The sequence below is a fragment of the Mycobacterium sp. ENV421 genome, from assembly GCF_002887815.1.
Lineage (GTDB): Bacteria > Actinomycetota > Actinomycetes > Mycobacteriales > Mycobacteriaceae > Mycobacterium.
Genome location: NZ_PDHO01000008.1, coordinates 129,074 through 141,966, shown reverse-complemented (window position 1 = coordinate 141,966; position 12,893 = coordinate 129,074). Strand labels below are relative to the sequence as shown.

12 protein-coding genes are annotated in these 12,893 nt (G+C 68.7%); 4 read left to right on the top strand and 8 right to left on the bottom strand.

The features are described from left to right. The first annotated feature begins 9 nt into the window (after positions 1-9). Together cysS and rlmB are read left to right on the top strand one after the other, a co-directional pair. The gene (gene cysS, locus CRM90_RS12775; protein WP_102807322.1) at positions 10-1,413 is read left to right on the top strand and encodes a cysteine--tRNA ligase; all 1,404 of its coding nucleotides are present in this window, start codon (positions 10-12) and stop codon (positions 1,411-1,413) included. Continuing rightward, complete coding sequence (gene rlmB, locus CRM90_RS12770) at positions 1,414-2,355, top strand: 23S rRNA (guanosine(2251)-2'-O)-methyltransferase RlmB (protein ID WP_102807321.1); 942 nt, start codon at positions 1,414-1,416, stop codon at positions 2,353-2,355. Positions 2,356-2,357: 2 nt separating this feature from the next. Here rlmB and CRM90_RS12765 read toward each other — a convergent pair whose 3' ends face one another. Genes CRM90_RS12765 through CRM90_RS12740 form a run of 6 tightly spaced genes read right to left on the bottom strand, consistent with a single transcriptional unit; the run spans position 2,358 to position 7,889 of the window. Beyond that, the gene (locus CRM90_RS12765) at positions 2,358-3,593 is read right to left on the bottom strand and encodes an SLC13 family permease (RefSeq protein ID WP_102807392.1); all 1,236 of its coding nucleotides are present in this window, start codon (positions 3,591-3,593) and stop codon (positions 2,358-2,360) included. A 10-nt stretch (positions 3,594-3,603) separates the two neighbouring features. Further along, entirely contained in the window at positions 3,604-4,524 is a 921-nt protein-coding gene (locus tag CRM90_RS12760; protein WP_102807320.1) for an MBL fold metallo-hydrolase, read from the bottom strand. Continuing rightward, a complete protein-coding gene (locus CRM90_RS12755; RefSeq protein ID WP_102807319.1) occupies positions 4,524-5,282 on the bottom strand; it encodes a LamB/YcsF family protein in 759 nt (252 codons plus the stop codon). The genes CRM90_RS12760 and CRM90_RS12755 overlap by 1 nt, the downstream gene beginning before the upstream one ends. 29 nt (positions 5,283-5,311) lie before the next feature. Further along, positions 5,312-6,178 carry a metal ABC transporter permease gene (locus CRM90_RS12750; protein ID WP_102807318.1) on the bottom strand — a complete coding sequence of 289 codons (867 nt, stop codon included), beginning with the start codon at positions 6,176-6,178 and terminating at the stop codon, positions 5,312-5,314. Continuing rightward, a complete protein-coding gene (locus CRM90_RS12745) occupies positions 6,171-6,983 on the bottom strand; it encodes a metal ABC transporter ATP-binding protein (RefSeq protein ID WP_102807317.1) in 813 nt (270 codons plus the stop codon). Before CRM90_RS12745 ends, CRM90_RS12750 begins: the two co-directional genes overlap by 8 nt. A gap of 9 nt (positions 6,984-6,992) precedes the next feature. Then, positions 6,993-7,889, bottom strand: a complete 897-nt coding sequence (locus CRM90_RS12740; RefSeq protein ID WP_102807391.1) for a metal ABC transporter solute-binding protein, Zn/Mn family — start codon at positions 7,887-7,889, stop codon at positions 6,993-6,995. A gap of 135 nt (positions 7,890-8,024) precedes the next feature. On the opposite strand from CRM90_RS12740, the gene CRM90_RS12735 reads away from it, so the two are divergent. Then, positions 8,025-9,125, top strand: a complete 1,101-nt coding sequence (locus CRM90_RS12735) for an Rv3575c family transcriptional regulator (protein ID WP_102807316.1) — start codon at positions 8,025-8,027, stop codon at positions 9,123-9,125. Here the strand turns inward: CRM90_RS12735 and otsB are convergent. Then, positions 9,122-9,880: a trehalose-phosphatase gene (otsB, locus tag CRM90_RS12730; RefSeq protein WP_102807390.1), complete on the bottom strand. Its 759-nt coding sequence runs from the start codon at positions 9,878-9,880 to the stop codon at positions 9,122-9,124. The genes CRM90_RS12735 and otsB overlap by 4 nt on opposite strands. A 20-nt stretch (positions 9,881-9,900) precedes the next feature. Continuing rightward, positions 9,901-10,500: a cholesterol catabolism transcriptional regulator KstR gene (kstR, locus tag CRM90_RS12725; RefSeq protein ID WP_199189876.1), complete on the bottom strand. Its 600-nt coding sequence runs from the start codon at positions 10,498-10,500 to the stop codon at positions 9,901-9,903. 274 nt (positions 10,501-10,774) lie between these two features. Between kstR and CRM90_RS12720 the strand changes: the two genes are divergently transcribed. Continuing rightward, entirely contained in the window at positions 10,775-12,880 is a 2,106-nt protein-coding gene (locus CRM90_RS12720; protein WP_102807314.1) for an acyl-CoA dehydrogenase family protein, read from the top strand. The last annotated feature ends 13 nt before the right edge of the window (positions 12,881-12,893 follow it).

Here is a 12,893-nt window from a genome sequence, read left to right as displayed (position 1 = left end):
TGGCGCGTCGTGACCGGCACCCTGCGACTCCACGACACCTACAGCGGTGCCGTGCGCGATTTCGCGCCGATCCGTTCCGGTCATGCCTCGATCTATCTCTGCGGCGCCACCGTGCAGGGCTTGCCGCACATCGGGCATGTCCGCAGCGGGGTCGCCTTCGATGTGCTGCGGCGCTGGCTGACGGCCAAGGGTTTCGACGTTGCATTCATCCGCAACGTCACCGACATCGACGACAAGATCCTCACCAAGGCCGCCGACGCAGGCCGGCCGTGGTGGGAGTGGGCGGCCACCCATGAGCGGGCATTCTCGGCGGCCTACGACGCCCTGGGCGTGCTGCCGCCGTCGGCCGAGCCCCGGGCGACCGGACACATCACCCAGATCGTCGAGCTCATCGAGCGACTGGTCGACACCGGCCACGCCTATACCGGCGCAGGGGACGTCTACTTCGACGTACAGAGCTTCCCGGAGTACGGCAAGCTGTCCGGGCACAAGGTCGACGACGTGCACCAGGGCGAGGGCGTGGCCACCGGTAAGCGCGACCAGCGTGACTTCACCCTGTGGAAGGGTGCCAAACCCGGCGAGCCGTCCTGGCCGACGCCGTGGGGAGCGGGCCGCCCAGGCTGGCACTCCGAATGCGTTGCGATGGCGCACGAATACCTTGGCTCGGAATTCGATATTCACTGCGGTGGAATGGATCTGGTCTTTCCGCACCATGAGAACGAGATCGCGCAGGCGCGTGCCGCCGGCGACGGCTTCGCCCGGTACTGGCTGCACAACGGCTGGGTCACCATGGGCGGGGAGAAGATGAGCAAGTCGCTGGGCAATGTCCTGTCGATTCCCGCTGTGCTGCAACGGGTTCGGCCCGCAGAGCTGCGCTACTACCTGGGTAGTGCCCACTACCGGTCGATGCTGGAGTTCTCCGAGAACGCACTGCAGGACGCGGTCAAGGCGTACACCGGCATCGAGGAGTTCCTGCACCGGGTGCGGACTCGTGTCGGCGTCGTGGTGCCGAGCACGTGGACAGAGAAGTTCGGTGCGGCGCTCGATGACGACCTCGCCGTACCCGCCGCCCTGGCCGAGGTGCATGCCGCCCGCGCGGACGGCAACCGGGCCCTGGAATCCGGCGACCACGAGACCGCGCTGGCGAAGGCGCGTGAAATCCGTTCGATGATGGGGATTCTCGGATGTGACCCGCTCGACGAGCGCTGGGAGACCCGCGACGAGACGTCGGCGGCCCTGGCTGCGGTCGATGTGTTGGTGCGCGCCGAGCTGAACCGCCGCGACGGTGCTCGCCAGACCCGCGACTGGGCTCTGGCCGATGAGATTCGGGACCGGCTCTCCGAAGCCGGCATCGAGGTGACCGATACCGCCGACGGACCGCAGTGGGCGCTACGCGACGAAGGCGGCAAGTAGATGGCGGGAAACTCCAAGCGGCGCGGTGCGATTCGCAAGGAAGGCACGAAGAAGGGTCCGACCGTCGGGTCCGGCGGTCAGCGCCGCCGTGGGCTGGAAGGCCGCGGCGCGACGCCGCCGGCAAGTGCTCGCACCGGGCATCCGGCGGCCCGACGCGCCGCAAATGCTGACAAGCGGGCGCGCCAGTATTCGAAGCCCACCGATGAGACCGAGATGGTGCTGGGCCGCAACCCCGTGTTGGAGTGCCTGCGTGCGCACGCACCGGCGACAGCGCTGTATGTGGCGCTGGGCGCGGAAGCCGACGAGCGGCTGACCGAGTCGGTCACCCTGGCCGCGGACCGCGGCATCGCGATTCTGGAAGTGCCACGCCACGATCTGGACCGGTTGAGCTCCAACGGGTTACACCAGGGCATCGCTCTGCAGGTGCCGCCCTACAATTACGCCCACCCCGACGATCTGCTGGCGGCCGCCACCTCTGACGTCGAACCGGCGCTTCTGGTCGCACTGGACAACATCTCCGACCCGCGCAACCTCGGCGCGATCGTGCGGTCGGTGGCCGCCTTCGCCGGCCACGGTGTGCTGATCCCGCAACGGCGCTCCGCATCGGTGACGGCGGTCGCGTGGCGCACCAGCGCCGGTGCGGCTGCCCGCGTGCGGGTCGCGCGGGCCACGAATCTCACTCGCACGCTGAAGGATTGGGCCGACGCCGGTGTTCAGGTGATCGGGCTCGATGCCGAGGGCGACACCACGCTCGACGATCTCGACGGCTCTGGGCCGCTGGTGCTCGTGGTCGGCTCGGAGGGCAAGGGGCTATCGCGACTGGTACGCCAGAATTGCGATGCGGTGGTGTCGATTCCGATGGCAGGGCCGACGGAGTCGCTGAACGCATCGGTCGCTGCCGGTGTGGTGCTCGCCGAGATCGCCCGTCAGCGTCGTCGCTAGCGTTACACGCCGATCAGCTGCACCCCGGCCCACAACGTCACCACCGCCACCACCAGGCAGGCCGGAACCGTCGCCAGACCCAGCCAGGTGAATTCGCGCACGCTGGTCGGCTCGCCCTGCTGGTGCAACACCCTGCGCCACAGCAGATTGGCCAATGACCCGGCGTAGGTCAGGTTCGGTCCGATGTTCACCCCGATCAGCACGGCGAGCACTGCGGCCGGACCGCTGCCTGCGGCCAGCGGGAGCAGCACCAGTACAGCGGGCAGGTTGTTGACGACATTGGACAGCAGCGCCGCCACCGTCGCGATGCCGAGCAGTGCCGGCAGGCTGCCACCCGACGGCAGCAGGTCCGCGGCGGCGGTGTCGAGACCGTTGACCATCACCGCTTTGACGACCACCGCCAGCGCCAGTACGAACAGCAGGAACGGCAGATTCAGCGAGTGCACGATCCCGCCGATCGTGCTGCGCCCCTGCGCCAGTGAGCGCACGCCGAGTACCACCGCGCCGGCCAGTGCCGCCCAGGCCGGCGACAGGCCTGCGAACGAGGTCACCGCGAACCCGACCAGCGTCAAGGCCAGCACCACGAGGACGAACACCGGCCGGTCCGGATGCGGGGGCGGGCTCTCGGGCGGCACGTCGGCGAGATCGCGCCGAAACGCCAGCCGCAGCACCAGGTATTCGACGGCGATGGCCGCGAGCCACGGCGCGGTCATCAACGCGCTGAAGCGGGTGAATGACAGCCCGGCGGCGCTGAACGCGAGCAGATTGGTCAGGTTGGACACCGGCAGCAACAGTGATGCCGAATTGGATAGGTGCGCAGTCGCATACAGGTGTGGGCGGGGCGGCACTTTCAGCATGCGTGCGGTGGCCAGCACCACCGGGGTCAGCAGCACGACGGTGGCATCCAGGCTGAGCACCGCGGTGGTGGCCGCCGCGATCAGGAACACCTGACCCAGCAGCCGCCGCGGTTTACCCGCGGTGCCGCGTGCCATCCAGGTGCCCGCCGCCTGGAACAGCCCCTCGTCGTCGCACAACTTGGCCAGCACCAATATCGCGGCCAGGAAGGCGACCACCGGAAGCATCCGGCTCGCCTCGTCGGCGGCATCGTGGGTCGACACCGCACCGATCGCGATGACCAGGGCGGCGGCGGGCACCGCTGCCCATGCCTCTGACCAGCCCCTGGGGCGGGCGATGGCGAAGACGAGGACGACCACCAGGGCCAGCAGGGCGACGATCAGCACGGCGCGATCAGGCCCACGGGTCTTCGCGTTGCCACACCGTCGGCAGATGCAGCGCGACGCCGTCACGCTCGGCCAGGACCGACAGCACCCGCATCGTCACGTTCAGGTCGTCACCGGCATACGGCAACGCGATCAGCGGCTCGGTGAGCGGGCGGAAGAAGTCGTCCCAGTGGATCAGCACGACGCGGCGCGCCCCGACCGCCCCGACCGTCTGCTCCCAGTACTGCTCGATGTAGGTCCGGGGTTGCACACCGAGCTGGCCGACGCCCAGATAGACGATGTCGGCGCGACAACCGTCGAGGGCACCCGGCAGGAAGCCGGCGCTGCCCTGGATGAGCAGCCGCCGATCGCTGGGCGCGTGGTGGATCAGGGTCGACCACGCCTCGCCGCAGCGGAACGCCGACGCTTTGACCGGCGGCACGACCGGTGCGGTGATCGTGCCGGGGAAGCGGTCCGGCGGGCAGTGGTGCGACTCGATGAGTGTCACCGCGAACGGGCCGAGTGTCAGCTCTTCCCCCGACGCCGCGACGACGATCTGATCATCCGGAAGGCGGTATCCCCGAGCGATATTCGCCGCTGACTCGCCGCCGATCAGCCGGGCGCCGGTGCGGGCAGCGACCAGCGCCGAGTCCATCGCGTGGTCGTAATGGGTGTGCACGGGCAGCACCGCGGCCAGCCGGTTGATGTTGGCCCGGTTCAGGCAGTGGTCGATCCGCGATGCCGACGGCGTCAACCGCCGCAGCCCGACATCCAGCATCGGCGGGCGGGAGAAGAAGCCGTCGGTCAACAGCGCCGAGGTACCGTCGTCGACCAGCAGCGTCGACACCCCCAGCCAGGTGACCGACAGCGCGGTGTCCGGGTCGGCCTCGGGGACATCGAAGCGGTCGCGGTACTGGCCGATATCCGGCCTGCCGAGTTTGAGCCGCATCAGATGAACGCCGCCACGTCGACCCCGTCGCGCAGCAGGCGATCACGGACCGCGGTCGCGATCTGCACCGCGCCCGGCGAATCACCGTGCACGCAAATCGATTCCACCCGTATGTCGATCGTCGATCCGTCGACGGCGGATACCTGTCCACGGTGCACCATCCGCGACACCCGCTCGGCGATCTGCTCCGGATCGTGCAGCACAGCGCCGTTCTCGCGGCGGGAAACCAGCGCTCCGTCGGGGCGGTATGCGCGGTCTGCGAACGCCTCGGCGACGGTGCGTAAGCCGAGTCGTTCGGCTTCTTCGAAGAAGACCGAACCCGCCAGGCTCAGCACCGGCAGGCCGGGGTCGACGGCGTGCACCGCCTCGGCGACCGCCCGGGCCTGCTGGCGATGGGTGACAATCGTGTTGTACAGCGCGCCATGGGGTTTGACGTAGCCGACGTCGGTGCCCGCGGAGCGGGCCAGGGCCTGCAAGGCGCCGATCTGGTAGATCACCTCCGCGGTGAGTTCGGCCGGTTCGACATCGATGAAGCGGCGGCCGAACCCGGCCAGGTCGAGATAGCTCACCTGGGCGCCGATCCGCACCCCGCGCTCGGCGGCAGCACGGCTGGTACGGGCCAGCCCGGCCGGGTTGCCGGCGTGGAAGCCGCATGCCACGTTGGCGCTCGTGACGACGTCGAGCATGGCCGCGTCGTCACCGAGCTCCCACACCCCGAAACCTTCGCCGAGGTCTGCGTTGAGGTCGACGGACGTCACCGGACCAGCCTAACCAGCCGGCGGATCGATCAAGCCGCGGCGGGATCCACCTGGCGGCGGCTGACGGCCCAACACACCAGATAGATCACGAACGAGATCGTCGTGACGAACACCGACACCGGAACTCCGGGCGCCAGCGACAGCACGATGCCGACCACCGCGGACAGTTCGGCGAAGATCACCGACGCCGCGATCACCGCCGCCGGTGAACTGAACACCCGGGCTGCCGCGGCTGCCGGCGTGATGAGCAGTGACATGACCAGTAGCGCTCCGACGATCTGCACGCCTTGAGCGGCCACCACGCCGACCAGGGCGGCGAACACGATGCCCAGCATGCGCACCGGAACACCGCGCGCCGCAGCCACTTCGGGGTCCGCGGTGGCGAACAGCAGAGGCCGGTAGCTGAAGGTCAGCACGCCGACCACCAACACGGTCACCGCGATCAGCAGCGTCAGACCCGAGTAGCCGACGCCGACGATCTGACCGGTCAGCAGCGCGAAGCTGGTGCCGGCCCGGCCCGGGTACAGATGGATGAACAGCACCGCCAGGCCCAGCCCGAAGGCCAGCACCACGCCGATCGCCGAGTCGCGCTCGCGGGCCCGCTGCCCGAGGATGCCGAACAGCACGGCGGCCAGTGCGCTGCCCACCAGCGCCCCCAGGCCGACGTTGAAGCCGACCAGTAACGCGAAGGCCGCGCCGGTCAGCGACAGCTCGCTGGAACCGTGCACGGCGAACGACATCTGGCGCATCACGATGAACGGCCCGATCAGCCCGGCCACCAACGCCAGCAGCGCGGCGGCGATCAGGGCCTGCTGAACGAAGCCCCGGCCCAGCAGGTCGGCGGTGATGTCGAATGCGAACAGGTGATCCAGCAGGTGTGCGAAGCGGTCATTCATGGGTGTGTCCGTGGGTGTGGCCGGAGTGATCGAGGTGTTCGCCGACCACCACGTAGCGATCGCCGACCTGCACCACCTGGATGTCGGCCTGATACAGCTCCGAGAGCGTCTCCGAGGTCATCACCTCGGCGACCGTGCCGATCCGGAACCGGCCGTTGACCAGATAGAGCACCCGGTCCACGTAGGGGACCACCGGGTTGATCTCGTGCGTCACGAACATCACCGCGGTACCGGATCTGCGGCGCCGGTCGATGAGCTGGGCGACCAGCCGGGCGCTGGCCGGATCCAGGTTGAGCAGGGGCTCGTCGCAGAGCAGCAGCACCGGATCGCTGGCCAATGCCTGCGCGATGCGCACCCGCTGCAGTTCGCCACCGGACATCACCCCGACCGGAACCTTGGCCAACTTCAGGGCCTGGACCTCTGCCAACGCCCGCTGGACGACCGAGTTCCGGTGCTGGCGCTCCTTCGGCGACAGCGGCCCGATGCCCCAGTGGTGGCCGTCCACCCCGAGGCGGACCAGGTCGCGGCCGCGCAGGCTCAGGCCCCGGTCGACCGAGCGGTGCTGAGGCACGTACCCGATCCGCTCGCTGCCCGCCTCGATCGGCCTGCCCTCGATGGTGGCCGTGCCCGCGCTGAGTTCCAGCTGACCCAGCAGCACCTTGAACAGCGACGTTTTCCCGGTGCCGTTGGGGCCGAGGATGGCGATGAACTCACCGCGGGCCACCTTCAGATCGAGGTGGTCCCAGAGCACCCGGTCCCCGAACGCCAGCCGAGCACCGGACAGGCAGACGACCTCGGTACTCACAAGCAGTGATTATCGGTTCTGCTGCAAGGCGGCGGTCAACCGGTCGGCGGTATCGCGCTGCCAGGTCAGGTAGTCCTTGCCGTCGGGCAGCGTCTCGGTGACGCTGACGACGGGCACACCGGCGCTCGCAGCCGCGGCCTGCACCTGTTTGGTGACCTCGGTGATCGTTTGTTCGTTGAACACCACAGCGGCGATCTCGCGGGCCTTGATGAGGTCCAGCATGGCCGCGACGTCGACGGGGGCGGGGTCGGTGTCCTGCTCGACGGCGCTGGCGAATCCGGCCGGTGTCTTGTCGGTCAGGCCGGCTGCCTCCAGGAGATAGTGCGCGACGGGTTCGGTCGCGACCACCGCGGCGCCCGGGTGGGTGGTGCGGATCGCGTTCTCGGTCTGCGCTATCGCGTCGGCCTTGCGGTTGAAGGTCTCGGCGTTGGACTTGTAGTCGGCGGCGTGCTGCGGATCGTCCTGGGCGAGTTTGTCGGCGATCGAGCTGGCCACGGCCCGCGCGGTGGACAGGTCGTAGAAGACGTGCTCGTTGGCCGGCTGGGGTTCGCCGGCGGGCGGCTTCAGCAGTGCGTAGGCGTTGACCGCAGCCACTGACTTGTGGCCGGCCAGGACGTCGTCGACCCAGTGGTCGTAACCGCCGCCGTTGTAGACCACCAGCGACGCGTCGGCGATGTCGGCCGCGTTCGAGGGGCTGGCCTCGAACGAGTGCGGGTCGGCGGAGGCGCTGGTGATGATCGAGGTGACCTTGGCGTGGTCGCCTGCGACCGCCTGCGCGACGCTGCCCCAGACGTCGGTGGACGCCACCACGGTGGGGGTCTGTGCTGCTGCCGGGCCGCTGCCCGGGGACTTGTCGCCGCCGCATGCGGTGAGACCAGCCGCCAGCGCCAACGCCGACAAACCCATGACCGCACGGATCGCAGTACTGCGCACGAGCCCTCCTTGTGACCGAGTAGACCTAATACAAATGAAAACCGTTTCCAATAACCATAGGGCATCGGTACCGGTCATGCGCAACTCGATGCGCTAGCCTCACGGAGCATGTCCCGAAGTCCCGCGCCGCGGCGGCGGGCGACTCTGGCCTCATTGGCTGCCGAGCTCAAGGTTTCGCGGACCACGATCTCCAACGCATACAACCGGCCCGATCAGTTGTCGGCGGATCTGCGGGAGCGGGTGCTGGCCACGGCCAAGCGGCTGGGATACGCCGGCCCGGATCCGGTGGCCCGGTCGCTGCGAACCCGAAAGGCCGGCGCGGTCGGCTTGGTGATCACCGAGCCGCTGACCTACGCCTTCAGTGATCCCGCCGCACTGAACTTCGTTGCCGGGCTCGCTGAATCGTGCGAAGAAGCCGGACAGGGCCTGCTACTGGTCGCGGTCGGACCCGATCGCAGTGTCTCGGACGGCACGAATTCCGTTCTGGCAGCAGGAGTCGACGGATTCGTCGTCTACGCAGCAGCCGACGACGATCCCTATCTGCAGACGGCGTTGCAGCGCCACGTGCCGATCGTGGTCGTCGACCAGCCCGCGGACGTCCCGGGTGCATCCCGGGTCTGCATCGACGACCGGACCGCCATGCGGGAACTGGCCGACTATGTCGTCGGACTCGGTCATCGCGAAATCGGTTTGCTGACAATGCGATTGGGCAATGAGCGACGCATCGGTGACCAGGCGGCAGGTGTTGTTAGTGCAGATCGGCTGACGGGATCGCGCTTTCACGTCCAGACCGAGCGGATCGGCGGGGTGCGCGATGCGATGGTGGCTGCGGGACTCGACGCGGCCGCCCTGACCATCGTGGAGAGCTGTGAGCACCGCCCGGCGTCGGGTGCCGCGGCCGCCGAGCTGGCGTTGCAGACCAACCCGCGGATCACCGCATTGATGTGCACCGCCGACGTCCTGGCGATCTCGGCGATGGATTATCTACGCGCCAAAGGTATTTACGTGCCCGGCCAGATGACGGTCACCGGGTTCGACGGCATCCCTGAGGCTTTGAGCCGGGGGCTGACCACGGTGTCGCAGCCCAGCCTGGAGAAGGGCAAGCGCGCCGGACGGCTGCTGCACAGCCCGCCGCGCGACGGCTTGCCGGTGATCGATGTGCTGCCAACCGAACTGGTGCGGGGGCGGACAGCGGGCCCGCCCGTCTAACCCCGCCGGGCGCGAACCAGATACGCCAGGGCGGTCGCGACGTCGTCAGGGGAGTCGACTCGATAGCGAGCCAGGGTCTGGCCCGTACCGACCTTCACCCCGACGTCGCCGTCGGTGAGCCGCTTGAACCCTTTTTCGTCGGTGACGTCGTCGCCGAAAAACACCACCGCGGTCGCGTCGAGCTGTTCGCGTAGTTGCTCGAGTGCGGCACCCTTGTCGGTGTCGATGACGGCGAACTCGCGAACCGCTTTGCCTTCGGTGATGTGAATGTCCCAGTCCTGCACCGCGTTCAGCGCCTCGTCGAGGGCCTTCTGGGCGTCCTCGGGGACCGCGTTGCGTACGTGGAAGGCCACACTGACCGGCTTGGTTTCGATGCTCGCGCCGGGATAGCGCCGCGCCAGGGCCGCCATGATCTGCTCGAGTTCGGCCAGCCGCGCCCTGGCCGCGTCGTCGATCGCGTCGAGGAAGTCGGCGTCGAACTCCGCGCCGTGGCTGCCCACCAGATGCACATCACCGGGAGCGCCGGACAGAACCTTCAGGTCGCGAAGCGCACGTCCGGAGATCAGCGCCGCATTGGTGGACTGCAATGTCGCCAGTGCGGCTAGGGCGTCGGCGGCGGCGGGCAGGGGACGGGCGTCGGCGGGGTTGGACACGATCGGCGCGACGGTGCCATCGAAGTCGGACGCCACCAACAACTGTGGAACGCGCGCGACCTCGGTCAGCGCGCGATGCAGATCCTCGGGAAGATCGGGCACAGGGTCCTCGGGCACGGGTCCTAGGACTCGCCGTCGTCGCCGATCAGCAGCCGCACTGCGAGATCGAGCCGTTTGCTGACGTCGGTCGCCGAGGCCCGTCGGGTCAGCCAGGCCAACAGGTTCGACAGCCACACATCGGAGATGACCCGGGCGATGTGGTACTGATCTTCGGTCGGTTCGCCGTCGCTCATGGCGCGCGCGAACATGCTGTCGATGATCTTCTCCACGTGATCAACTTCACCTGCGGCCGAGGCGTCGGCGAACACGTAGGCCCGCGTCATGGCCTCGGTCAGCAGCGGGTTGCGCTGCATGGCCCGGTTCAGCTTGCTCACCATGAAGCTGAGCCGGTGGAAGGGTGAGCCGCCGGCCACGGCGGTCCGGTCGGTCTTGGCGTCGATGCGCTCGAACTCGCGGGCCAGCGCCGACACCAGCAGGTGCACCTTCGACGGGAAGTAGCGGTACAGCGTGCCGACCGCCACGTCGGCACGGTCGGCCACCGCACGCATCTGCACGGCCTCGTATCCGCCCTTGGAGGCGATCGCCATGGTGGCGTCGAGGATGCGCTTGCGGCGTTCGCGCTGCGCCTCGGATCCGAGCTCTGATTCGGCGAGTACGGACACCGGTATCACCTCACGTGGCTGCGAACCTGCACCGCCGGCCGTCGATTTCTGCGCTGGCGATGACATGGGTCGGCTAGCTCCTTCCAAGGCTGTTCTGGGAGAAACGATACGCATCGCTACACCGCGTCGCGCACCTCTGCCTCCCCTGGGACAGCCGCGTGTCCTGCTGCGATGCCGGTCGACTTGACTGTTGATCGCTGGCACTATTAGAACACGTTCTAGTGGGCCGAGAAGTTTTTCAGCGCCCGTTCTTTGTGACCTTTAGGAGCCGCGGGTGTCTGCGACCATCACCGACGAACAGTTTGCCGCCCGCGAGTTGGTCCGCAGCTGGGCGGCCTCCTCCGGCGCCCTGGCCGCTGTTCGCGACGTCGACCATGGCACGCCCGACGCGTGGCGCCCGGTGTATCGAGGGCTCGCCGAGCTGGGCTTGTTCGGTGTCGCGGTGGCCGAGGAGGCCGGTGGCGCCGGCGGTTCCATCCAGGACTTGTGCGCGATGGTCGAGGAGGCGGCGCGGGCGCTGGTCCCCGGACCGGTCGCGACGACGGCGGTCGCCACGCTGGTGGTCACCGATGCCGACCTGCTCGAAGCGCTGGCTTCGGGTGAGGCCACCGCCGGCCTGGCGCTGGCTGCCGACCTGCGCAAAGACGGTGATCAGATCTCGGGTACCGCCGATTTCGTGCTCGGCGCCGACACCTCGGGAGTGCTGCTGCTGCCGGTGGGTGACGAGGTCGTCGTCGTCGACGCCGGAGCCGACGGGGTTTCGGTCGAGCTGTTGGCGGCCACCGACTTTTCCCGCCCCTTGGGCCGGGTGACGCTGAATTCGGTTCCCGCCACCACGCTGGCCGTCTCGCGGCGCCGGTTCGAGGACCTGGCCGCGACCGTGCTGGCCGCCGAGACCGCGGGCGTGGCCCGCTGGACGCTGGACACCGCCGTGGACTACGCCAAGGTGCGCGAGCAGTTCGGCAAGCCGATCGGCAGCTTCCAGGCCATCAAGCACATGTGCGCCGAGATGCTGCTGCGTTCCCAGCAGGCGTCCGTGGCGGCGGCCGATGCCGCGGTCGCGGCTGCCGGTGAGGATTCCCAGCAGCTGTCGATCGCCGCCGCGATCGCCGCCGCGATCGGTATCGAGGCGGCCACCGCCAACGCCAAAGACTGCATCCAGGTGCTCGGCGGCATCGGCATCACTTGGGAGCACGACGCCCATCTCTACCTGCGTCGCGCCTACAGCATCGGCCAGATCCTCGGTGGCCGGCCGGCGTGGCTGCGTCGGGTCGCCGCGCTGACGCTGGACGGGGTGCGCCGCGAACTGCACATCGACCTGGACTCCGTCGCGCACCTGCAGCCTGAGATCGCCGCCGCGGTCGCGGAGGTGGCCAAGCTGCCGGCGGATCAGCGTCAGCCCGCGCTGGCCGATTCCGGTCTGCTCGCGCCGCACTGGCCCAAGCCCTATGGCCGGGAGGCGTCACCGGCCGAGCAGCTGCTCATCGATTCCGAGATGGCCAAGGCTGACGTGCAGCGCCCTGATCTGGTGATCGGCTGGTGGGCGGTGCCGACGATCCTGGAGGGCGGCACGCCTGCGCAGATCGACCGGTTCGTACCGGCCACCCTGCGCGGCGAGATCATCTGGTGCCAGCTGTTCAGCGAGCCCGGCGCCGGGTCGGACCTGGCCGCCCTGCGCACCAAAGCTGTTCGCGCCGAAGGTGGTTGGAAGCTCACCGGTCAGAAGGTGTGGACCTCTGCCGCGCAGAAGGCGCACTGGGGTGTCTGCCTGGCCCGCACCGACGCCGACGCTCCGAAACACAAGGGCATCACGTACTTCCTGATCGACATGCGCTCGCCCGGCATCGTGGTGCGCCCGCTGCGGGAGATCACCGGCGACGAGCTCTTCAACGAGGTCTTCTTCGACGACGTCTTCGTGCCCGACGACATGGTGGTCGGCACCGTCAACGACGGCTGGCGGCTGGCCCGCACCACGCTGGCCAATGAGCGCGTCGCGATGGCGCAGGGCACCGCGCTGGGCAATCCGGTGGAGGAGATGCTGCGCTCGGTCGCCGCCCGTGAACTCGACACCGCGCTGCAGGACCAGACAGCCAAGCTGATCCTGTCCGCGCAGGCCGGCTCGCTGCTCGATCAGCGCATCGCGCAGCTGGCGGTCGGCGGACAGGACACCAGCGCAGAAGCCAGCGCGCGCAAGCTGATTGGCGTTCGGCACCGGCAGGCGCTGGCCGAGTTCCGCCAGGAGCTGTCCGAGTCGGGCGGCCTCACCGTCGACGGGTTCGTCCACGACTTCCTCAACACCCGATGCCTGACGATCGCCGGTGGCACCGAACAGATCCTCCTCACCATGGCCGGCGAACGGCTGCTGGGCCTGCCGCGCTAGCACGACATCTCCG